The organism is Nocardia elegans NBRC 108235, from assembly GCF_001612845.1.
Classification (GTDB): Bacteria; Actinomycetota; Actinomycetes; order Mycobacteriales; family Mycobacteriaceae; genus Nocardia; species Nocardia nova.
Genome location: NZ_BDBF01000049.1, coordinates 1 through 21,191 on the forward strand (window position 1 = coordinate 1; position 21,191 = coordinate 21,191).

General features: G+C 70.3%; 19 protein-coding genes. 5 read left to right on the top strand and 14 right to left on the bottom strand.

Annotation, left to right across the window (positions count from 1 at the left end; genetic code table 11):
* From NE2_RS27955 to NE2_RS28010, 12 genes are all read right to left on the bottom strand, one after another.
* The coding region (locus NE2_RS27955; protein ID WP_174553991.1) for a glycosyltransferase at positions 1–468 on the bottom strand (468 nt) is incomplete at its 3' end.
* On the bottom strand, positions 465–1,988 hold the full coding sequence (ftsW, locus tag NE2_RS27960) for a putative lipid II flippase FtsW (RefSeq protein ID WP_084494382.1): 1,524 nt from the start codon (positions 1,986–1,988) through the stop codon (positions 465–467). The genes NE2_RS27955 and ftsW, both read right to left, overlap by 4 nt.
* Positions 1,985–3,448 (bottom strand): UDP-N-acetylmuramoyl-L-alanine--D-glutamate ligase, encoded by a 1,464-nt coding sequence (murD, locus tag NE2_RS27965; protein WP_063030907.1) that lies wholly within the window; start codon positions 3,446–3,448, stop codon positions 1,985–1,987. Before murD ends, ftsW begins: the two co-directional genes overlap by 4 nt.
* A 48-nt stretch (positions 3,449–3,496) precedes the next feature.
* On the bottom strand, positions 3,497–4,573 hold the full coding sequence (mraY, locus tag NE2_RS27970) for a phospho-N-acetylmuramoyl-pentapeptide-transferase (protein WP_063030909.1): 1,077 nt from the start codon (positions 4,571–4,573) through the stop codon (positions 3,497–3,499).
* The gene (locus tag NE2_RS27975) at positions 4,570–6,090 is read right to left on the bottom strand and encodes a UDP-N-acetylmuramoyl-tripeptide--D-alanyl-D-alanine ligase (RefSeq protein WP_063030911.1); all 1,521 of its coding nucleotides are present in this window, start codon (positions 6,088–6,090) and stop codon (positions 4,570–4,572) included. Before NE2_RS27975 ends, mraY begins: the two co-directional genes overlap by 4 nt.
* Positions 6,087–7,772 (bottom strand): UDP-N-acetylmuramoyl-L-alanyl-D-glutamate--2,6-diaminopimelate ligase, encoded by a 1,686-nt coding sequence (locus NE2_RS27980; protein WP_063030913.1) that lies wholly within the window; start codon positions 7,770–7,772, stop codon positions 6,087–6,089. Before NE2_RS27980 ends, NE2_RS27975 begins: the two co-directional genes overlap by 4 nt.
* A 183-nt stretch (positions 7,773–7,955) precedes the next feature.
* Positions 7,956–9,716, bottom strand: coding sequence for a peptidoglycan D,D-transpeptidase FtsI family protein (locus NE2_RS27985; RefSeq protein ID WP_063030915.1), 1,761 nt, complete (start codon positions 9,714–9,716; stop codon positions 7,956–7,958).
* Positions 9,717–9,874: 158 nt separating this feature from the next.
* A complete protein-coding gene (gene ftsL / locus NE2_RS27990; protein WP_233429899.1) occupies positions 9,875–10,795 on the bottom strand; it encodes a cell division protein FtsL in 921 nt (306 codons plus the stop codon).
* Between the two features lie 84 nt (positions 10,796–10,879).
* Positions 10,880–11,851 (bottom strand): 16S rRNA (cytosine(1402)-N(4))-methyltransferase RsmH, encoded by a 972-nt coding sequence (rsmH, locus tag NE2_RS27995; protein ID WP_063030918.1) that lies wholly within the window; start codon positions 11,849–11,851, stop codon positions 10,880–10,882.
* A gap of 164 nt (positions 11,852–12,015) precedes the next feature.
* Positions 12,016–12,447, bottom strand: a complete 432-nt coding sequence (mraZ, locus tag NE2_RS28000) for a division/cell wall cluster transcriptional repressor MraZ (RefSeq protein WP_030514722.1) — start codon at positions 12,445–12,447, stop codon at positions 12,016–12,018.
* A 488-nt stretch (positions 12,448–12,935) separates the two neighbouring features.
* Positions 12,936–13,364 carry an SCO2097 family morphological protein gene (locus NE2_RS28005; RefSeq protein ID WP_062966235.1) on the bottom strand — a complete coding sequence of 143 codons (429 nt, stop codon included), beginning with the start codon at positions 13,362–13,364 and terminating at the stop codon, positions 12,936–12,938.
* 124 nt (positions 13,365–13,488) lie between these two features.
* The gene (locus NE2_RS28010; protein ID WP_228818027.1) at positions 13,489–13,932 is read right to left on the bottom strand and encodes an SAV_6107 family HEPN domain-containing protein; all 444 of its coding nucleotides are present in this window, start codon (positions 13,930–13,932) and stop codon (positions 13,489–13,491) included.
* A gap of 241 nt (positions 13,933–14,173) precedes the next feature.
* Here NE2_RS28010 and NE2_RS28015 point away from each other — a divergent pair, with 241 nt between their 5' ends.
* The 5 genes from NE2_RS28015 to NE2_RS28035 all read left to right on the top strand — a co-directional run bounded on the left by NE2_RS28015 (position 14,174) and on the right by NE2_RS28035 (position 19,216).
* Entirely contained in the window at positions 14,174–14,800 is a 627-nt protein-coding gene (locus NE2_RS28015) for a GNAT family N-acetyltransferase (protein ID WP_030514725.1), read from the top strand.
* Complete coding sequence (locus NE2_RS36770) at positions 14,797–16,359, top strand: phytoene desaturase family protein (protein ID WP_063030922.1); 1,563 nt, start codon at positions 14,797–14,799, stop codon at positions 16,357–16,359. The genes NE2_RS28015 and NE2_RS36770 overlap by 4 nt, the downstream gene beginning before the upstream one ends.
* Complete coding sequence (locus NE2_RS28025; RefSeq protein WP_063030924.1) at positions 16,356–17,141, top strand: carotenoid biosynthesis protein; 786 nt, start codon at positions 16,356–16,358, stop codon at positions 17,139–17,141. The genes NE2_RS36770 and NE2_RS28025 overlap by 4 nt, the downstream gene beginning before the upstream one ends.
* 74 nt (positions 17,142–17,215) lie before the next feature.
* Complete coding sequence (locus NE2_RS28030; protein WP_030514728.1) at positions 17,216–17,923, top strand: LppM family (lipo)protein; 708 nt, start codon at positions 17,216–17,218, stop codon at positions 17,921–17,923.
* A gap of 69 nt (positions 17,924–17,992) precedes the next feature.
* A complete protein-coding gene (locus NE2_RS28035; RefSeq protein ID WP_063030926.1) occupies positions 17,993–19,216 on the top strand; it encodes a glycosyltransferase family 2 protein in 1,224 nt (407 codons plus the stop codon).
* Here the strand turns inward: NE2_RS28035 and NE2_RS28040 are convergent.
* Complete coding sequence (locus NE2_RS28040; protein ID WP_063030928.1) at positions 19,200–19,907, bottom strand: hypothetical protein; 708 nt, start codon at positions 19,905–19,907, stop codon at positions 19,200–19,202. The genes NE2_RS28035 and NE2_RS28040 overlap by 17 nt on opposite strands.
* A 150-nt stretch (positions 19,908–20,057) precedes the next feature.
* The gene (locus tag NE2_RS28045; RefSeq protein ID WP_063833572.1) at positions 20,058–21,050 is read right to left on the bottom strand and encodes a methylenetetrahydrofolate reductase; all 993 of its coding nucleotides are present in this window, start codon (positions 21,048–21,050) and stop codon (positions 20,058–20,060) included.
* Positions 21,051–21,191 lie beyond the last annotated feature (141 nt).

Sequence of the window (21,191 nt, forward strand, 5' to 3'; positions counted from 1 at the left end):
GCCGACCTTGTTCGCGATCCCGGCCTTCACGTTGGCCTCGTGCACCACCAGCGGCACCCGGCGCGAGCGCCGCAGCACTCCCCCACCGGCCGCGAGGTAGGCGGGCACCGAGACGTAGCCGCCGAATCCGATGATCACATCGGCCTCGACCGCGTCGATCACCGCGCGGGTGCGGGCGACCGCGGAGCGGACCCGGCCGGGCAGGCGCAGCAGGTCGGCGGTGGGTTTACGCGGCAGCGGGACCGGCGGAATCAACTCCAGCGGATAGCCGCGTTCGGGGATCAGCGTCGTCTCCAGCCCGCGCTGGGTGCCCAGTGCGGTGATCCGGATCGAGGGATCCAGCCGGCGCAGTGCGTCCGCGACCGCCATCGCGGGTTCGATATGCCCGGCCGTGCCCCCACCGGCGACGATCACCGAGAGCGTCCGTTGCCCGGAACCCGTCGTGCCGCCGCTCTCGCCGGTTGTCACCTCGAATTACCTCGTTCTCTCGCATGTGTCATCGGATAGCTGGGCTCCCAGGCCCGGGTCGTGCGCCACGACGACGCTCCGCGCGCCTCCCGCCGCCCGGCGTCGGCGCTGCGTCGTCGTGCCGAATCCGAATCTATCGACCGCCGGGGTATCGGCGCACCCCCACCCCGCGCCTGAGCGGCCCCGCGGGACGTGCCCGCGCCGGGCGACCGACCGGATTTGTCCGACCGCTTGCGCGCCGGCGGCAGTTCCCGCCGGCGCGGGCCGGAGACCGCGCGGGCCCGGCCGGCGCGAGCGGGTGCGTAGGTTTCCGGGATCGGCAGCCGCAGCAACCGGCTGAACCGCCCGTCCTGCCCGGCCTTCAACGCGGCGATCGCCTCGGGTTCGTGCCGGGCCGCACTCGCGATCAGGCCGAACATTATCAACGTGATCGCCAGCGACGAACCACCGGCCGACACCAGCGGCAACTGCAGGCCCGTCACCGGCAGCAGACCCACCACGTAGCCGATGTTGATCAGCGCCTGCCCGGTGATCCAGGTGGTCGCGGCCGCGGTCAGCAATCGCAGGAACGGATCGGCCGACCGGCTGGCGATGCGCAGGCCGACGAAGACGAACAGCGCGAAAAGCCCCAGCACCAGGGCACATCCGAGAAATCCGAGTTCCTCGCCGATGATGGCGAAGATGAAGTCGTTGTGCGCGTTGGGCAGATAACTCCACTTGGCCCGGCTCTGGCCGAGCCCGCGCCCCCAGATCCCACCGTCGGCGAGGGAGAACAGCGCCTGGCGCGCCTGATAGCCGATGCCCTGTGGATCGTCGCCGGGATTGAAGAACGCGCGCATGCGATCGGACCGATAGCCGGCCGACAGCGCCAGAATTCCCGCCGCGACCGCACCCGAGACCGCGATGGTCACGAACAGCCGCACCGGCAACCCGCCGAACCACAACAGCGCTACCAGCACCAGGCCGACCGCGATGGTCGTCGACAGGTTCGGTTCCAGCACGATCAGCAGACAGACCAGCAGACCGGCCGGCACCAGCGGCACCAGAATGTCCTTGTAGCCGGTCTGGTCGCTGCGGCGGGTCGCCAGCAGGTGCGCACCCCACAGGATCAGGGTGACCTTCACGATCTCCGACGGCTGCACCGAGACGAATCCGAGGTCGAACCAGCGCCGCGATCCCTGTACCTGCGAACCGATGCCGGGAATCAGCACCAGCACCAGCAACAGCACCGACGCCGCGAACAGCGGGAACGACAGCTGCCGCAGCACGCGCATCGGGATCCGCAGCGCCACGTAGAACAGCGCCGCGCCCAGGGCCGCGAAGAACGCCTGCTGCATGAACAGCGAATACGCCGAACCGCCGTCGGCGTAGGCCTCCACGCTGGATGCCGACAGCACCATCACCAGCCCGAGCACGGTGAGCAGGGTGGCGATGGTGACGACCAGGTGGAAATCGGCCAGCGGGCGCGCCAGCCAGGCACCGAACCAGGTGCCCACGGGCTTGCGCGCCGGTTTCGTCACTGCTGGCTCCCGATATCTCTCTCGTCCAGGGCCTGCACCGCCGCCACGAAACTGCGGCCGCGGTGGGTGTAGTCGGCGAACATGTCCAGGGAGGCCGCGGCCGGGGCGAGCAGGACGGTGTCACCGCGCCCCGCGTATCCGGCGGCGATGCGTACCGCGCGGGCCATCACCGCGTCGGCGCCGTCGATCTCGGCGACCAGAGAGGCCGTGGAGGGTTCCCCGCTCATCTGTGCATCGTCACCCGAACCGAGCTCGACCACCGGGACATCCGGCGCGTGTCGCGCCATTGCCGCCGCGATGATCGGCGCGTCCTGACCGAAGACCACCGCGGCGACGAGGCGCTCGGCGACCTCCTCGATCAGATCGTCGATATGGGCGCCCTTGAGCTGACCACCGGCGATCCACACCACCTGCGGATGCGCCAGGATCGACGACCGCGCGGCGTGCGGATTGGTCGCCTTCGAATCGTCGACGAATCCGACTCCGGCCAGTTCCCGTACGAAGGCGGCGCGATGCGGGCCCACCTTGTGCTCGGCCAAGCCCTCCTTGACGAACTGCGGGGCCACGTCGATGGCGCGGGTCAGCGCGGCCGCGGCCAGCGCGTCGGCCACACCGGCGGGTCCGGGCGGGCTGATATCGCCGACCTCGGCCAGGATCGCGGCCTTGGTGAAGGCGCGGTCCAGCAATTTACCGTCGACCACGCCGAGTTCGCCGTCGGCCGGCACCCCGATCCGGAAGCCGACGGTGCGGCGCGCCTTGGACTTTCGCGCCAGCGCGGCCGCGACGGGGTCGTCCAGGCCGACCACGCCGACCCGTCCGGTCAGGGCACGCGCCTTGGCGGCGGCGTAGGCGTCGAGGCCGCCGTGCCAATCCAGATGATCCTCGGCCACATTCAGCACCACACCTGCCTCCGGGCGCACCGACGGCGCCCAGTGCAGCTGGAACGACGACAGCTCGACCGCGAGGATCTGCGGCCCCGGGGTGCGGCGCAGCGCGTCCAGGATCGGCAGTCCGATATTGCCGCAGGCGACGCTGGGCAACCCGGCCGCGCGCAGAATGGCGTGGGTCATCTGGGTAGTGGTGGTCTTACCGTTGGTTCCGGTGATCACCAGCCATTTGCGCACCGGACCGTAGAGCCGGGCCTGATCCACCCACCAGGCGAATTCCACATCGCCCCAGACCGGAATGCCCTCGGTGACCGCGGAGACCAGCACCGGCGAACCCGGTCGCCAGCCCGGGCTGGTGATGACCAGCGCGAACCGTTCCAGCGCACCGGGTTCGACCAGTTCGGCGGCGGTGGCGGTGTCGAGGCCGAGTTCGGCGGCCTCGGCCATCGCCTTCTCCCCGGCGTCGGTGACGACGGGGCGGGCGCCGATATCGCGCAGCGGCTCGATCAGCGAGCGGCCCGACACCCCCCATCCCGCGACGAGAACGTCACGGCCACGCAGAAATTCGAGCATGGGACCCGGTGATCGCAGGGCCCGCGGAGTATGTTCGACCATCGCTGCTTACCCGACCTGAGAGAGGTATTCGCTGTAGAACAAGCCCAGACCCACCGCCGCCGCGATTCCGGCGAGCAGCCAGAACCGAATGATGACCGTCGTCTCCGCCCATTTGCTCAACTCGAAATGGTGATGGAACGGCGCCATCTTGAACAACCGGTTGCGGGTGGTCCGGAACACCGCCACCTGCAGCACCACCGACACGGTCTCGGCGACGAACAGCGCGCCGATCACGACCATGAGCAGTTCGGTGCGGGTGGTGATCGACAATCCGGCCAGCAGGCCACCGAGGGCCAGCGAACCGGTATCGCCCATGAAGATCTTGGCGGGAGCCGCATTCCACCACAGGAATCCGATGCACGCCGCCGCGCCCGCGGCACACACCAGCGCCAGATCCAGCGGATCGCGCACGTTGTAGCAGCCGGCCTCGGCCTTGAACTCGCAGGCGTGGTAGTACTGCCAGAACGTGATGATCACGTAGGCGCCCAGCACCAGGCTCATCGAACCCGCGGCCAGGCCGTCCAGGCCGTCGGTCAGATTCACCGCGTTCGACCACGCGACCACGACCAGGCAGACGAACGCCAGGAAGATGATCACGCTCATCGAGACGGTGTTGATCTCGCGCACGTACGACAGATGCCGGCTGGCCGGGGTGCGCCCGCCCGCGCCGCGGAACTGCAGCGCGAGCACCCCGAAGATCACCGCGGCGCCGAGCTGGCCGATGTACTTACCGGCGGCGGTCAGGCCCAGGTTGCGCTGTTTGCGCAGTTTGATGAAGTCGTCGATGAAGCCGACCACGCCGAGCGCGGTGGCCAGACCGAGCACCAGCAGACCCGAGACAGAGGGCCCGTCGGCGTGATAGCCGATCCCGATCAGATGCGAGCCCAGATATCCGGCCCACATGCCGATCAGGATCGCGACGCCGCCCATGGTCGGGGTGCCGCGCTTGGCCTGATGACTCTCGGGGCCGTCGATACGGATCTCCTGGCCGAATCCGCGGCGGGCGAACATGCGGATCAGCAGCGGCGTCAGCAGGATCGATACCGCCAGCGCGATCCCCGCCGCGAACAGAATCTGCCTCATCCAGCTGCCTCCGTGCCCTGCCCACCCGATGCGAGCACGTGCTGCGCCACCGCCCACAGACCGGCGGAGTTCGACGCTTTGACCAGTACCACGTCACCGGCCGCGATCTCGTTGTCCAGCAGGGCGATCGCGGATTCGATATCGGGTACGAGGATCGATTCCTCGCCCCACGAGCCTTCCATGACCGCGCCCTGGTGCAGCGCGCGGGCCGGGCGCCCGGTGCCGACCACGATCAGCCGGTCGACGTCCAGCCGCACCGCGAGCCGTCCGATGTTGTCATGTTCGACGACCGATTCCTCGCCCAGTTCGGCCATTTCGCCCAGGACCGCCCAGCTGCGCCGGCCGCGCGGCGCATCCGGCGTACCGCCGGCGCGCGACATCGACACCAGCGCCTTGAGCGCGGCGCGCATGGAATCCGGATTGGCGTTGTAGGAGTCGTCGACGACGGTGACCCCGTCGGCCCGGGTCCGCACATCCATCCGGTGCGCCGAATCGACCGTCGCACCGGCCAGAGCCCGGGCCACGGTGTCGAGATCCGCACCGCATTCCAGCGCCACGGCGGCCGCGGCCAGCGCGTTCGAGATCTGGTGCTCGCCATACACCGCCAGATGCACCTCGGCGTGAGACCCGTTGGCGTGCAAGGTGAATCGCGCCCGCGCCGCGGAGTCGAGCACGATGTCGGTGGCCCGCACGTCCGCGCCGGACGCCTGACCGAAGGTCACCACCCGGGCCCGGGTCCGCTCGGCCATGGCCGCCACCCGCGGGTCGTCGGCGTTGAGCACCGCGACGCCGGTGGGCGGGAGCGCTTCCACCAGTTCGCCTTTGGCCTGCGCGATGGCGTCCCGGCCGCCGAACTCACCCAGGTGCGCGGTGCCGACGTTGAGGACGACACCGATCCGCGGGGGTGCGATCTCGGTCAGCGCCTTGATATGGCCCGGACCGCGCGCGGACAGTTCCAGCACCAGGAAGCGGGAGTCGGCTCCCGCGCGCAGCGCCGTCCACGGATGGCCCAGTTCGTTGTTGAAGGATCCCGGCGGGGCGACCACCGCGCCCAGCGGCGCGAGCACGCGCGCCAGCAGATCCTTGGTGGAGGTCTTTCCGGCCGAACCGGTCACCCCGACCACGTTCAGGCCGGCGGCGGCCAGCCGGTCCACACTCGCCCGCGCCAATTTCGCCAGCGCCGCCAGCACCGCGGCGCCCGAGCCGTCGGTGTCGTGGGCCAGCACATAGGAACGATTCGCCGACGCGCCGGCCGCGGGGGCGAAGGGTTCGACCACGATCGCCGGCACGCCGACCGGCCGCGCCGCCAGCACCGCCACCGCACCGGAGGCCACGGCCTTGCCCGCGTAGTCGTGCCCGTCGACATGCTCCCCCGGCAGGGCCAGGAACAGGTCGCCGGAATTGATTCGGCGCGAATCGAATTCGACCGCACCGGTCACCGTCACCGCGGGATCGCTCACATCGTGCAGCGTGCCGCCGACGATCTCGGCGATCTCCCGCAGAGTCATTTCGATCATGAAACCGTCAGGTCTTTCGTTTTACGTTCCAGGGCCTGTCCCAGCACCTCACGGTCGTCGAACGGATACTTCACACCCGCAATCTCCTGCCCGGTCTCGTGTCCCTTACCTGCCACCAGCACCACATCCCCCGGCCGTGCCCAATCCACGGCGGCGGCGATGGCGGCGGCCCGATCGCCGATCTCGCGCACCTCACCGCGTTCGGCCTCGGCGATGCCCAGCGCGCCCGCGCGGATCGCGGCGCGGATCTCGGCCGGATCCTCGGTGCGCGGATTGTCGTCGGTGATGACCAGCAGTTCCGCGCCGCGCGCCGCGGTGGCGCCCATCAGCGGCCGCTTACCGGCGTCACGATCGCCACCGGCGCCCACGACCACGGCCAGGCGGCCGCCGGAGTCGCGCAGATGCCGGCGCAGCGTCGCGATCACCGATTCCACCGCGGCCGGCTTGTGCGCGTAGTCGACGACAGCCAGGAAATCCTGTCCCGCGTTCACCCGCTGCATCCGGCCGGGCACATCCACCTCGCCCAGCGCCGCGGCCGCCACCGCCGCGTCGACACCCGCCGTGGCGCACACCGCGATCGCGAGCAGGCCGTTGGCGATGTTGTAGCGCCCAGGCAGCCGCAGCCGCGCCGGAATCTCGCCCGCGGGGCCGATCGCGGTGAACTGCTGCCCGCCGTCGGCCAGCGCGGCGGCGCCGGTCACCGTCCACTCCGGTTCGGTCTCCCCGGTCGGGCAGTCCGCGGTCGCCACGGTGACGACCCGGGCGCGCCCGCCCGCCTCCCGCGCCAGCCGCCGGCCCCAGGCGTCGTCCACGCAGATCACGCAGGTGTCGGCCGCGACCTGTCGCTGCGGCGCGCCCGGATCCGGGACGAACAGCCGGCGCTTGGCGGCGAAGTAGTCCTCGAAATCGGCGTGGAAGTCCAGGTGATCCTGCGACAGATTCGTGAACGCGCCGACGGAGAAGTGCACACCGTCCACGCGGCCCAGCGCCAGCGCGTGGCTGGACACCTCCATCACCACGGCCTGCACGCCCTGTTCCACCATCAGCGCGAACATCGCGTGCAGCTGCGGCGCCTCCGGTGTGGTCAGCGCGCTGGGCACCCGGCGGTACTCGACGGCGGCGCTCGCACCGGCCGCGGTCTCCTCCGGATTCGGATCGACGCGCCGCGCGATCCGCGTCTCGATCGTGCCGATCAGCGCGGTAGACAGCCCGGCCGCGGTCAGGCCCGCCTCCACCAGATACGAGGTGGTGGTCTTGCCCGAGGTGCCGGTGATGCCGATGACCTGTAGTCGCCGCGAGGGGTGACCGTACACAGCCGCCGACAGCTCGCCGAGTACCGCGCGCGGATCGTCGTGCACGAGCACCGGCACATCCAGTTCGCCGATCAGCTCCGCCCCCGCGGCGTCGGTGAACACCGCGACGGCACCGCGCTCCACGGCGTCGGCGGCGAAGCGGGCGCCGTGAGCCTTGGCGCCGGCCAGACCTGCGAACAGGTCACCGGGCTGCACGGCATTCGAGCGCTGTTCGATGCCGGTGATCTCGATCCCGGCCGGGTCGCCGGAGTTCAGCCGCGCACCGGTCAGTTCGGCAACGGCCTGCACCGGCGTCGACAACGCAACGGCGGGGCGAAGCACCTGCGGGCTGGGCTGCACGGGCACCAGGCTCCTTTCGTGGGCGCACATCTGTGCATCGGGTCGAGATTCGGGGTCGGGGAGTCAGGTTACCTGTGGGGGATCGGCGGCCACGCAGCGTGGCCGCCTCGCGCGCACCGGCTCCTCGGCCTCACCGCGCCCGCACCCGCCCGTGCGGCGGGCCGCAGACGGACACCCACGGTTCCGAAACCGGACATTGAGCCGCGCACACCACTACATCGCCTGGAGCACAAGCTGTTTCGGCGGCACGGTGGACGGCGGAATCCGATCGCGCTGCAGCGCCCAGGAGGCGATGCTGTGGAACAGCGGCGCCGCCGACTGCCCGCCACTGCCGTCGGTGCTGCGCACGGGTGCGTTCAACATGATGCCGATGACGTAGCGCGGATTGTCGGCCGGGGCGATTCCGGCGAAGGTGATCCAGTAGCGATCGCTGGAATAGCACTGGCATTTGTCGTCGATCTGCTGCGCGGTTCCGGTCTTCCCGGCGATCTGATAGCCCTCGATCGCCGCGGGAGCGCCCGTACCCTGCTGATAACCCATCGGATCGCGCTGCACCACGGCCTGGAACATCTGCCGCAGCGTACTCGCGGTCCGCGGGCTCACCACCCGCACGCCGTCCGGCTGCGGTTCGCCGGTGCGGTGCCCGTCGGGGCCGATCACGTCCTTGACGATGCGCGGCGGGATCCGCACACCGTCGTTGGCGATGGCCTGGTACATCCCGGTCATCTGCAGCAGCGTCATCGAAAGGCCCTGTCCGATGGGCAGATTCGCGAACGTCGAGCCGGACCACTGGTCGCGCGGGGGCACGATGCCACCGCTCTCGCCGGGCAGTCCGACACCGGTGCGCTGCCCCAGGCCGAAACGCTTGACCATATCCGCGAAGCGGTCCTCACCGACCCGCTGCGCGAGCATCAGCGTGCCCACATTCGACGACTTACCGAAGATGCCGGTGGTGGTGTAGGGCATCACGCCGTGCGACCACGCGTCGTGCACGACCACACCGCCCATGTGGATCTCACCGGGGACCTGGTGCACCTCGTCCGGATTGGTCAGGCCGTACTCGATGGAGGCCGCCGCGGTGATGATCTTGTTCACCGAACCGGGCTCGTAGGCATTGGTCACCGACGGATTGCCGATATCGGCCGAGGCCCAGAACTTCGGATCCTGCGCCGGATTGAAGGTGTTGTCGTTGGCCATGGCCAGCACCTGGCCGGTGTGGGCGTCCAGCACCACCGCCGAGGCGTCCTGCGCGCCGGATTTGTCCTTGGCCTCCTGGACCTGCTGCTGCACGTGGTACTGCAGATCGGAGTCGAGGGTCAGTTCCACATCGGAGCCGTTGACCGCGGGCACCTTGTCCCGCTCGCTGCCGGGGATGACCGCCCCGTCGGAGCCGCGATCGTAGGTATGCGAACCGTCGGTGCCGGCCAGCGTCGCGTCCATCGACGCCTCGAGCCCCACCTGGCCGTGCCCGTCCCAGCCGGTCGCGCCCACCACGTTGGCCGCCAGCGCGCCGCCCGGATAGACCGGCGTGTCCTGACGTTCGGTCCCCACTTCGGGGAACTTCTCGGTGATCTCGTCGGCGACCCGGGAGTCGACGTTGTAGGCCAGATAGGTGAACTGGTCGTCGCTGCGCAGTTTGGCGAGCAGTTCCGCTTCGGGGGGCGCGTCCTTGCCCAGCTTCTCGTGGATCGTCTTGGCGATCTCCTCCAGACGCTTGTCGACCTCGGGCGCCTTGTCGCTCTTCGCCCGCGCGTCGGCCAGATCCTTGCGCACGGCCACCGGCCGGAAGTGGAGCTTCTTGGTCACGACGGTGAACGCGAGCCTGCGGCCGTCCCGATCGAGGATGGCGCCGCGTTGCGCCCAGTCGGTCTGATGCACCGTGCGCTGGCTGGCCGCCTCGGCCGACAGGTTGGGCGCGGAAAACGTTTGCAGCCAGAGCAATTGCATCGCGACGACGAGCAGCGCCACCAGCATGAGGACGCGTCCGACTCCGAACCGCAGCCGCGTGGAGGCATCCGCGGGTGAACCCGCCCGCGGCCGGGGAGTGCGACGCGGCCGGGCGGGCGTGGATCGCACACCCGCCCGGCCGCGTCCTGTGGCACCCCCGCCGGTTCTGCCTCCGCCGCGGCCGGTCATCGATCGGCCCCCTCGGGTGCCGCCTGGACCATTGGCTGGGTCCCGGCCGGCTGCGCGGCGGGTGCTACGGGTGCGGGCGGACCGGCCGGTGCCGTCGGTTGCGTGCCGGCGGGTGCGACCGGCGCCGCCTGTGCCGCGGGCTCCGGCTCGGCAGCGGGTGCGGCCGGGGCCGCCTGTGCCGCCGGTTGGGTACCGGCCGGCGGTGCGGCCGGCGTTGCCGGTGCGGCCTGCACCGGGACCGGAACCTGTGTCGGCTGCGCGGGCGGCTGCGGCGCGGTCGTCGTCGGCGCCGGAGCCTGGTTCTGCTCGGCCGGGCCGGGAGCGGGCGCCGGCGGGGCCGGGGTGGTGGTCACCGGGACCAGCCGTTCGCCTTGGGCTTGAGCGAGTTTCGGCGGGAGTTTGGCGGGACTCGTGTTGAGCGGCGGCACCGGTGCGCCCTCGGCCGGCGTCTCCTTGCCGACCACCGTGACCGAACCGTCGGGCGCCACGAGCAGGCGGGCGGGATCCTTGGCCGGGATCATGCCCAGTTCGCGTGCGCGGTCGGCCAGTTCGGGCGCCGAGTCGGCGGCCTCGACCTCGCGCTGCAGCGCCGCGCGCTCGTCGAGCAACTGCCGGTTGATGCGGCGGGCGTCGCTGAGCTGATAGCTGTCCTCGGCGGCATGCGTGGTCAGCACCAGGGTCGCGAGCAGACCGCAGCCGAGCAGAGCGAGAATCGCCGCCACGAACGGCAGCCGCCCGGCCATCATCGACCCGGCGCGCCGGGGCAGCGGCGGAAGCACGCGCTCCCCCGCCCGATTGCGCCGGCGCGCATAGGCGCGTTGGGCCGCACCGGATTTCACGCGGTCGGCGCTGTGCGCTCGCCGCGGCGCGGACCGCTGCGTCCGCTGTGGTGCGTCCACCCGTGTCCGCACGCTCATATTCCTGCCTCCCCTACCGATTTCCTGTGGGACTGCCCGTCGTAGTGCTGCCGAACCGGCAATACCCCCGTCGCCGGATCGCTGTCACCCGGCCGCCTGTATTCGCTCCGCGGCCCGCATGCGCACCGGCGCCGCGCGTGGGTTCTCCTCGATCTCCGTTTCGCTCGCCTTCTCCGCGCCCCGGGTCAGAATCGCGAATTCCGGTCCCATGCCGGGCAATTCGACCGGCAGGTCCAATGGTGTGCGCGAGGCCGAGGCCTGCGCGAAGATGTGTTTGACGACCTTGTCCTCCAGCGACTGGTAGGACATGACGACGATCCGGCCGCCGACCTCCAGCGCCGCCAACGCCGCGGGCACCGCGGCCTCGAGCGACTCGAGTTCGCGATTGACCTCGATCCGCAGGGCCTGGAAGGTGCGTTTGGCGGGGTGCCCGCCGGTGCGCCGGGTCGCCGCGGGGATCGCGTCGTAGAGCAGTTCCACCAGTTGAGCACTGGTCGTGAACGGACGCTGCGCGCGCCGGCGGACGATCTCACTCGCGATCCGGCCCGCAAAGCGTTCCTCGCCATAGGTTTTCAGGATCCGGGCCAGATCGCCGTGGCTGTAGGTGTTGAGCACATCGGCCGCGGTGAGGTCGGAGGTCGGGTCCATCCGCATGTCCAGCGGGGCGTCCACCGAATAGGCGAATCCCCGCTCGGCCTCGTCGAGCTGCATCGAGGAGACACCGAGATCCATCAGCACCGCGCGCACGGAGCCGCGTTCGGGCAGCCCGGCCTGCCGCAGCGCGCCGGGCAGGCCGTCATATCTGGTGTGCACCAGCGTGATTCGATCGGCGTAGGGCGCGAGCCGCTCGCCCGCCAGGCGCAGCGCCTCGGTATCGCGATCCAGCCCGATCAGGCGGATCGCGGGATAGGTCCGCAGGAAATGTTCGGCATGCCCGCCCAAACCGAGCGTGGCGTCGACCAGGACTCCGCCGGATTCCAGTGCGGGGCCGAGGATTTCGTCGGCACGACGCAAAAGAACCGGAACATGGCGGGGGCGGTCGCTGTCATGGTTCACCTCGACCTCCCGGATCCTGGCTCACGGTGCTTGCGACGGGTGGATGGCCTAACGAGTGGACAGCCAATGCCCCGGGGTCTCTGACCGAACACGGCACCTGGCGTTGGGGAAGTACGTCAGGGTCCGTGCCGGGCAGAGGCCGCAGGGCACTCGCCTGTCTCGGATCAGAAAATTCCGCCCAGCGACTCGTCTCCTGCCAGCGAGTAGTCCTCCTCGTGCTCGGCGAGGTAGGAATCCCACGCCTGTTTGTCCCAAATCTCGAGGAAATCGACCGAGCCGATCACCACGCAGTCCTTGGACAGATTCGCGTAGCGGCGATGTTCGGCCGACAACGTGATCCGGCCCTGCCCATCGGGACGTTGCTCGTCCGTGGACGCCGCCAAGGCACGAACGAAAGCCCTTGCCTGCGGGTTGCTTCGGGACGCCGCCGCGGCTCGCCGCGCCAGGGCGGTGAACTCTTCTTTGGGATAGACGGCAAGGCTGTGGTCCTGACCTTTCGTGACCATCAACCCTCCCGCCAGTTCGTCGCGAAACTTCGCAGGCAACGTCAGTCGCCCTTTGTCGTCCAGGCGAGGCGTGTAGGTACCGAGAAACACAGTCTCGACACCTCCCGCTCGATCACCTCGTCTGGTCGGCTCTTATCAGTGCGCGCTCCACATTACCCCACTTTCCCCCACTTTCAATCGAAAGCCGCGGTGATCTCGGTCCCCGGCTCGGGGATTGAGCAGGTCAGCTCAGCTATCACCGCGGTGGGGAGATTTCGTCGAGTTCCCCCGACACGCGCCGCCGGCGGGCCGGGCGGCCCGACAACCATCAGCAAACCCGCAGCTGGGAGCGGCCCCGACCGGTGGTGGGTGAGAGTGGGGACCGGGCGTGGGGAAAGGTGGGGAAATACGGGGACCGACGAATCCGCCACCCCGTGAACGCGATCCGGATCACTCCGTGACAAGAAAAACGACACGCCGCACATCACGGCGTGTCGTTCGAGGTGGTTCAGTTGTCGGCTACTCGCCGCTGGGCGCGGCAATCATCGCGCAATCACGTTCGGCCGCTCGCCTCCGCTTTCGCGGACGCGAGCGGAGGCTCAACTGTCCTGCTCGAAGCGGCGCCTGAACCGATCTTCCATGCGGGCGGAGAAGCCACCGGCCTTGCGTTGCTTACCCTTTGCCGCACGGCCGGGAATGCCACCGGGACCGGAGGGGGCGTCGCCGCTGCCTCGGCCGCTCTTGGTCATACCCGAGCCGCCCAGCAGCAACAGCACACCCGCGCCGAACATCACGATGAAGCCGAGCAGGCTGATGATGGGGAATCCGCCGGGCTTGACGGGCAGGGCGATTCCCGCAATGAGAAGAACGAGGCCGAGGACGAAGAGCGCGGCCGCCTGAAGTCTGCGTCTTCCGGTGGCAGAGCGAAGCCGACCACCACGCACGGTCGAGGCGAATTTAGGGTCCTCAGCATAGAGCGCGCTCTCGATCTGTTCGAGCATGCGCTGCTCGTGCTCGGAGAGTGGCACGGTACCTCCCCCGGCACTAGGTCCTGGTTGTCGCCTCCGGGTAGACGACAAGTAGCCGACCTTGGCGGCTACTGCCACCAATGATACGAGTTCGATCAGTGCGCTACCACCTACTCGCCGATGTTCACGCCGTACCGTCGGCGAGCCAGCCCGGCGCGGGACGCAACCGTGCCGCCGTAATCGCCAGCGCATCCTCCACATCACGCAGGAATGCCTCCACCCGCGAGGCGAACTCGTCGGCCTGGGTATCGCTGATCGCCCGGTCCAGTCCGGCTTCGAGCGCGGCCCGGGTCTCGGAGAAGGAACTGAAGTAGTCCGACCACATCACGAATTCCGGTGCGGCCTGCTGCATCAGCACCCAGGCGTTGCGGGAGCGGGCCCGCGGTGCGCGGTCGGCACCGGTCGCGGCCAGCACCGCCCCGGCCCCGCGCAGCGCCGCCAGGTAGGCGCTGCGCAGCCGCTCACGCGGATCGGGTTCGGCCCAGGCCTGCTGCACCATCGTGTCCGCCCGGTCGAGCAGTCCGCCCGCCCGGCCGGTACGTCGTGGATCGTCCATCCGACCAGCCATCTCGACACCTCCACATTTCGCATACCGCGCCCGGTCGACCGTGCCGAACCGAACAGGTATTCGAACGTTTCAATTGAATGTGAATATAGAGACGACCACCGACAGACTTTCGCGCCGAACGCGCGCCGCGCACCCTGGATGGGGACCCCCGCACCCCACGCACCCAACTCCGACGCCCGCCCCCGACACCACAGACACCTTCGACAGACAGAGACGGCCCCGAAGATATGGCTCCCCGCTCATGACCGCCGTCAGGCCCCGCCACACTCCCGCGCCCGTCGTCGTCGACCTTTCGGCCGCGACGTTGCGCCACCGGCTGCACGACGCCCTCGCCGTGTACGTCGCGGCGATGGACTATCCACGCGGCACCGAACACCACCGCGCCCCGATGTGGGCCGAACACACCACCCGGCCGGGCTGGCAGGCCGTCGCCGCGGTGGTCCCCGACGACAGCGGCCAGGTCGATCTGCGCACCGCGCCGATCGTGGCGATCGCCTACGGCTATCGCGGCGCGCCCCACCAGTGGTGGCATCAGCAGGTCCACACCGGCATGCGCCGCTCGGGCTGGCCGGAGCAGACCGCGCGGGCCCTGCTGTCGGACTACTTCGAACTCACCGAACTGCACGTCCATCCGTCCGCTCAGGGCCGCGGCATCGGCGAGACCCTGCTGGTACGGCTGCTCGAGCAGCGCACGGAGGCGGCGGTGCTGCTGTCCACCCCGGAGGTCGACCGCGAGGCCAACCGCGCCTGGCGGCTGTATCGCCGGCAGGGATTCACCGATGTGGTCCGGCATTTCGTCTTCTCCGGCGATACCCGGCGCTTCGCCGTGCTCGGCCGCCGGCTGCCGTTACGGACGCCCGAACAGTGACGACACTGGTTCTCGGCTCCGGCCACAACGCACTGGTCGCGGCCTGCTATCTGGCACGCGCGGGACATCCGGTCGAGGTCCTCGAGCGCGACGAGGTGCTCGGTGGCGCGGTGTCGACGGTCGAGCGTTTCCCGGGCCATCTCATGGACCGCGGTTCCTCGGCGCACATCATGATCCGCCACACCGGCATCATCGAGGAACTCGAGCTGGAGAAGTTCGGCCTGCGCTACATCGATTGCGACCCTTGGGCTTTCGCGCCCGCACCGGTGGGCTCGGATGCCGAGCCGATCGTCTTCCACCGCGATGTCGACCGCACCTGCGCCTCGATCGAACGGGCCTGCGGTCCCCGCGAGGCCGAGGCCTACCGACGGTTCGTCCGCACCTGGGGTCCCCGGGCCCAACGGGTGATGCGGGCATTCGGCGGTGCGCCGACACCGGGCCGGTTCCTGCGCGCGTTCTGGGGCCTCGACGCCCGGGGCGGCGGCAGCGCGCTGTCGCGGGAATTCCTGCAGTCCGGGGATGCCTTGCTGGACAGCTGGTTCGACGACGAACGGCTGAAGGCGGCGCTGGCCTGGTTCGGCGCGCAGTCCGGACCGCCGATGTCGGAACCCGGCACCGCGCCGATGGCCGGTTTCGCCGCCCTGATGCACACGCTCCCGCCCGGCCGCGCGGTCGGCGGCAGCGGTGCGCTCACCACGGCACTCGTGGCGCGGCTGCGCGCCGACGGTGGCACCGTCTCGGCCGGTGACGAGGTCACCGAACTGCGCCGCTCGGGCGAGGGCTGGCGGGTGCGCACGGCGAGCGGCCGCGACCTGTCCGCCCGCACCGTGATTTCCGGCACACACGTGCTCACCACCCTGGAGTTGTTGCGGCGCGGCGGATTCGACGACACCGTTCTCGCCGACTGGCGGCGGCGTATCCGGGTCGGCCCCGGCATCGGCATGGTCGTGCGGACCGCGACCTCCGCGCTCCCCGTATACCCCGGTGCCACGCCGGAGGAGTCGACGCGCGGACTGCAATTGCTGGTGACCGATCGACGGCAGTTGCGACTCGCCCACGCCGCCGCGCTGGCCGGGGAACTGCCGCCGCGTCCGGTGGTGCTGGCCATGAGTTTCAGCGCCCTCGACCCCACGATCGCACCGCCCGGCGAACATCAACTGTCACTGTGGGCGCAGTGGCATCCGCACCGGCTCGCCGACGGCAGCGAGTGGAGCGCGCACGGTGAGCGCGAGGCCGACCGCATCATCGCCGAAGTCGATTCCTACGCACCCGGTTTCGCCGATTCGGTGCGGCAGCGGTATGTGCAGACACCCGCCGATCTGGAGACCGAATTGGGGCTCATCGGCGGCAATGTCATGCATGTGGAGATGTCGATGGATCAGATGTTCTTCTGGCGGCCGATTCCGGAACTGTCCGGACAGAAGGTGCCGGGGGCGCCCGGGCTGTATCTGACCGGCGCCTCCACCCACCCCGGCGGCGGGGTGTCGGGCGCCAGCGGGCGTACCGCGGCGGGGCTGGTGCTGCGATCGCTGCGCCGCGGTCGCTTCACTCGGCGATGACGGCGCGGCAGTGGCCGGCGGTGACCGCCGTGGCCTGGGTCGCGGCCCAGATCGCCTATCCCCTCACCGACGGCTCGGCGCGCGATCGGGTGACGATATTGATCGTCGGGCTGTCGGCGGCCACCGCATTGCTGCACGCCTGGGTGGCTCGAGGCATCGGCTGGGCGGCCGGCTATGCGGTGATCGTCGGCGGCGTCGGCGCGGTCGCCGAAATGATCGGCACCGCAAGCGGATTCCCGTTCGGCTGCTACCACTACGCGCACGGCCGGCTGGGTCCCGATCTCGCGCAGGTGCCGCTGCTGGTGCCGGTGGCCTGGGTCGGCGGTCTCTACCCGATCTGGGTGGCAACCGGGCTGCTGTGCCGCCGCACCGTCACCCGCGTCGCCGCGACGGCCGTGGGGGCGGTGGGCTGGGACCTCTACCTCGACCCGCAGATGGTGGCCGACGGGCAGTGGACCTGGTGTTCGGCCCAGCCGGGCCTGCCGGGAATCGGCGATATCCCGTATACGAACTATGTCGGCTGGTTCGCGGTCGGCGCCCTGATGGCGACACTGCTCGCGGCGCTCGAACGCCGCTGCGCACCGCGCGGCGCCGGACCCGCGGTACCGATCGCGGTGCTGTTGTGGACCTGGTTCGGATCGGCCCTGGCCCATGCGGTGTTCCTGGATCTGCCCGCGTCCGCGGGGTACGGCCTGATCGGTCTCGGGCTGGTGGCCGTACCCACGGCGGTGTGGGTGCTGCGGGCGGCGCGGCACCGCGACCGGCTGCCCGCGCCGCCGTAAACGCCCGTCGCGTGCCGACGATCACTGCGACTCATGGCACGATGTGTGCCGTGCAGCCGAGTCCGACACCATCGATGCCAGAGTCGACCCACACGCCGCGGCGAACCCGGCGTCATCGCCTCTGGTCCGTAGCCCTGCTGGCGCTGCTGCTGGCGCCGCTGCTGACCGGCTGCCTGCGGGTCCAGGTATCGATGGGCGTGTCCTCCAACGACCGCGTGTCCGGCCATCTGGTGGCCGCCGTGATCCCGGCCAACGACAAGGACAAGGGCCCCGAGCTGAAGGCCCCCGAAACCCTGGCCGCGAAGATCCGGGTCGAGCCCTACAGTCAGGACGGCTACGTCGGCAGCCAGGTCTACTTCGACGACCTGACCTTCGGCGAGGTGCAGCAGCTGGGCGCGCTGTCGGACCAGACGCAGGGCATGTTCAACCTGCAGTTCATCCGCACCGGCGACAAGGTCACCCTCACCGGCCGGGTCGACCTGAAATCCGTTCCGCCGCAGGGTTCCGACGTGCAGTTCACCGTCGCCTTCCCGGCCCGGGTGGCTACCACCAACGGCACTCGCCAGGGCGATTCGACGGTCTCGTGGAAGCTGCCGGCCGGCGATGTGAGCACCGTGCGCGCCGAGGTCAACTACGCCGACCCGAACACCCGCTCCTTCGCCGGATGGGCCGGCATCGTCGGTGGCATCACCCTCGCGGTGGCCGCCATGGTCGCGGTGCTGGCGTATCTGAATCGCAACCCCACGCCGCCGTGGCGTCCGCGGGTGAAGCAGGACGCCTGATCAGGGACCACGATGGGCGCCCGTGAGCACCGCCTCCGCCGACTCGGCCCAGCCGCCGGGAACGGCCACATGACACGGCTCGGTGCGCGGTCGGTCGTCGAGCCGCTCGTCACGGCGGGCGCGATCGTGGCCGGCGCGGGATGTGCGGTGGCCCTGGTGAACCGGCTCGGCATGCGGCGGCTGCGGGCCGATGCCACCCCCGCCATCGAGCCGGTGATCATCGCGATCCCGGCCCGCGACGAAGCATCACGACTACCGCGGCTGATCGCGGATCTGCGTGCTCAGCAAGGTGTTTCGCGCATGCGGATCTGGATCCTCGACGACGGATCCACCGACGGCACCTTCGCGGCCGCCGTCGAGGCGATCGGTGACGACGATCGATTCACCGTGGTCGCCGCCGACACCGACCCCGAACCCGGATGGACCGGCAAGAACGCGGCCTGCGCGCGTCTGGCCGAACTCGCGGGCGTCACCGCCGACCCGCCGCCCGGCGTCCTGATCTTCCTCGACGCCGACGTACGGCTGCGCCCGCAGGCGATCGCCGCGGCGGTGAGCGAATTGCGCCGCAGCGGTGCGGGTTCGGTGTCTCCCTGGCCGTATCAGCGGGCGGGATCGCTCGCGGAGGCGCTGGTGCAGCCGCTGCTGTGCTGGTCGTGGGCCACGACGCTGCCGGTGCGACTCGCCGATCGCGGCCTGCGGCCGTCGACCGCGGTGGCGTGCGGGCAGTTCCTCGTCTTCGACACCGCGGTCTATCGCGCGGTGGGCGGGCATGCGGCGGTGGCCGGTTCGATCACCGAGGATCTGGCGCTGGCGCGGGTGCTGCGCCGCGCCGGACATCGCACCGTGCTGGCGTCGGCGGGGACGCTGGCGAGTACCCGCATGTACCGCGGCGCGGCCGAAGTCGAGGGTGGCTACACCCGCTGGCTGTGGTCGGCCTACGGCGGCCCGGCCGGTGCCCTGGCGGTGGATATGGTGGCCGCGGTCGCGTACGTGCTGCCCGCCCTCGCCGCGCTGTTCGGTCGCGGCCGGATCCGGCGAATCGGTATCGCCGGCTACGGCTCGGGTGTCGCGAGCCGGCTGCTGGCCCGCTCACTGGAATCCGGGACGCTGCCGCGCGGCGCCGATATCGGTGCGGCGCTGGCACATCCGGTGTCGATCGGCGCGTATCTGCGCCTGTCGGGCCGGTCGTGGCTGCTGTATCGGCGCGGGGCGCTGCGCTGGAAGGGCCGCCCGGTGCCGGACGGCCCGGACCGTTCCCGGCCCGGGCGCGCCGAACTCAGGGCACCGAGGTAACGCCGACCGTCGGCAGGAACGCACAGGTGTTGGCGCCGTTGCGGACCGTGCCGAACACCGCCGCCAGCACCGTTCCGGAGCCGGTATCCACCGGCACCGCGCGCACGCCGCCGACCGGCAGCGCCGCCAGGAAGAAGTTGCGGATCGCCTGCTCGAACGCCGGGCGCACCTCCGGCGGCAGATTCGGCGGCACCATCGAGCCGACGACCTGGGACAGCGGGCCCATCGCGGCGAATCCACCGCGGCCGTTGGACACGTTGAACCAGGCCACCTGCATACCGGTGGTGTCGGCGCCGTCGGGGCCCATGCCGTAGGGGACGAAGGCGAACATCGTCTGCCCGGCCTTCACCGCGGACAGATCCAGTCCGGGCACCGGCACCGCCAGCTTGGGCCACGGCCCGGGTACCGCACCGGCGAGCGCCGGGACGAGTCCGAGGGTGCTGCCGTCCTGGCAGAACGCCGACCCGGACGGATACAGGAACGGCTGGATGCCCAGCTGTTTCAGCGATTCGACCGCGGTCTGATAGGCGGTCAGCAAATCCGTCGCCGCCGCCGGGTTCTGGCCCACGGCGGCGATGGTGGCGGCGGGGTCGGGCGGGGCGGCGGTCGCGACGGCGGCGCCGGCGAAGGTCAGCGCACCGGTCACGGTGAGCGCTGCGGAAAGACGGACGAGACTGGTCACCACGGCCATCGGGGTTCTCCTGAGTTCAGCGGAACATCCGCACCAGGGTCGGTCCGCCGGGCCGCACAGCATGACTCGGGGACCTCCGCGTCGTCACGGTGCACGAGAGGGTACCGCCGGTGGAGGCGTATGCGCGGCAACTCGCCCGCGAAACGCCGATCAGGCGCTGACGGCCGCCGGGGTCACCGTATAGCCGAGGTTGGTGAGCACCTCGGTGGTCGCCTTGGCGAAGTTCAAGGTGATGAAATGCAGGCAGGGCGCACCCTCGTCGATCAGTCGCTGCCCGATCTCGGTGGCGATCTCGATGCCCACCGCGCGCACGGCGTTGCGATTGGCCTCCGGATCGTTACCGGCCGCCTGCTCGAGCCGCTGCATGACCCGCGCGGGCAGCGGCCGGCCCGACAACTCCTCGGCCCGCTGCACGGTGCGCAGCGAGGTGATCGGCATCAGCTCGGGAATGATGGGCTTGGCGCCTTGTTCGGCATCGTAGGCCGCGACCCGATCCCGCAGGCGCAGATAGTGTTCCACGTCGAAGAACATCTGCGTGATCGAATACTCCGCTCCCGCACGCAGTTTCGAGACCAGGTAGCGAGTGTCGTGCTCCAGGTCGGGAGACCGGTAGTGGCCCTGCGGGAACGACGCCACTCCCACGTGGAAGTCGCCGAGCTCGCAGACCATGCGGACCAGTTCCTCGGCGTATTCGACACCGTCGGGATGTTTGCGCCACTCCCCCAGCGGATCGCCCGGCGGGTCGCCGCGCAGCACGAGCATGTTGCGGATGCCGGCATCGGCGTAGCTGCCGACGATGGACCGCAGTTCGGCCACGCTGTGCCCGACCGCGGTCAGATGCGCGACGGTCAGCAGTGTGGTTTCGCGGGCCAGCTGCCCGGTGATGCGCGCGGTGCGATCGCGGGTGGATCCGCCCGCTCCGTAGGTCATCGATACGAACGCCGGATGCATCCGCTCGAATTCACGGGCGGCGCGCCACAGCCGCGCCTCGGCCGCGGCATCGCGCGGCGGATTGAATTCCACCGAGAACGGGATGGTGCCGTCGGGGCGGCGGCCCAGCTGCCCCACCACGGAGGGAGTTCCGGACGGCGTCCGGGAAGGTCGGCCTGGGGTCGATCGTCCCCGTACGTTGTCGAAACTCACCGGTCCAGTGTAGTAGGACACCCTCTCCGGACGGGCCGCCCGGCCCGGATCCGCGCCGGTCCAGCGGCTGGTGCGCCTCCGGCCGGAGCTGTGCGTCGCCGTCGCGGCCCACCGGCCGGCCCGACGACGCCGGGCCGGCGG

Bases quoted from the DNA above. Each gene is read 5' to 3' on its own strand.
- murD (WP_063030907.1), bottom strand. From the start codon at position 3,448: ATGCTCGAATTTCTGCGTGGCCGTGACGTTCTCGTCGCGGGATGGGGG.
- mraY (WP_063030909.1), bottom strand. From the start codon at position 4,573: ATGAGGCAGATTCTGTTCGCGGCGGGGATCGCGCTGGCGGTATCGATC.
- NE2_RS27975 (WP_063030911.1), bottom strand. From the start codon at position 6,090: ATGATCGAAATGACTCTGCGGGAGATCGCCGAGATCGTCGGCGGCACG.
- NE2_RS27980 (WP_063030913.1), bottom strand. From the start codon at position 7,772: ATGTGCGCCCACGAAAGGAGCCTGGTGCCCGTGCAGCCCAGCCCGCAG.
- NE2_RS27985 (WP_063030915.1), bottom strand. From the start codon at position 9,716: ATGCTGGTGGCGCTGCTCGTCGTCGCGATGCAATTGCTCTGGCTGCAA.
- ftsL (WP_233429899.1), bottom strand. From the start codon at position 10,795: ATGAGCGTGCGGACACGGGTGGACGCACCACAGCGGACGCAGCGGTCC.
- NE2_RS28010 (WP_228818027.1), bottom strand. From the start codon at position 13,932: ATGGCTGGTCGGATGGACGATCCACGACGTACCGGCCGGGCGGGCGGA.
- NE2_RS28015 (WP_030514725.1), top strand. From the start codon at position 14,174: ATGACCGCCGTCAGGCCCCGCCACACTCCCGCGCCCGTCGTCGTCGAC.
- NE2_RS28025 (WP_063030924.1), top strand. From the start codon at position 16,356: ATGACGGCGCGGCAGTGGCCGGCGGTGACCGCCGTGGCCTGGGTCGCG.
- NE2_RS28030 (WP_030514728.1), top strand. From the start codon at position 17,216: ATGCCAGAGTCGACCCACACGCCGCGGCGAACCCGGCGTCATCGCCTC.
- NE2_RS28035 (WP_063030926.1), top strand. From the start codon at position 17,993: ATGACACGGCTCGGTGCGCGGTCGGTCGTCGAGCCGCTCGTCACGGCG.
- NE2_RS28040 (WP_063030928.1), bottom strand. From the start codon at position 19,907: ATGGCCGTGGTGACCAGTCTCGTCCGTCTTTCCGCAGCGCTCACCGTG.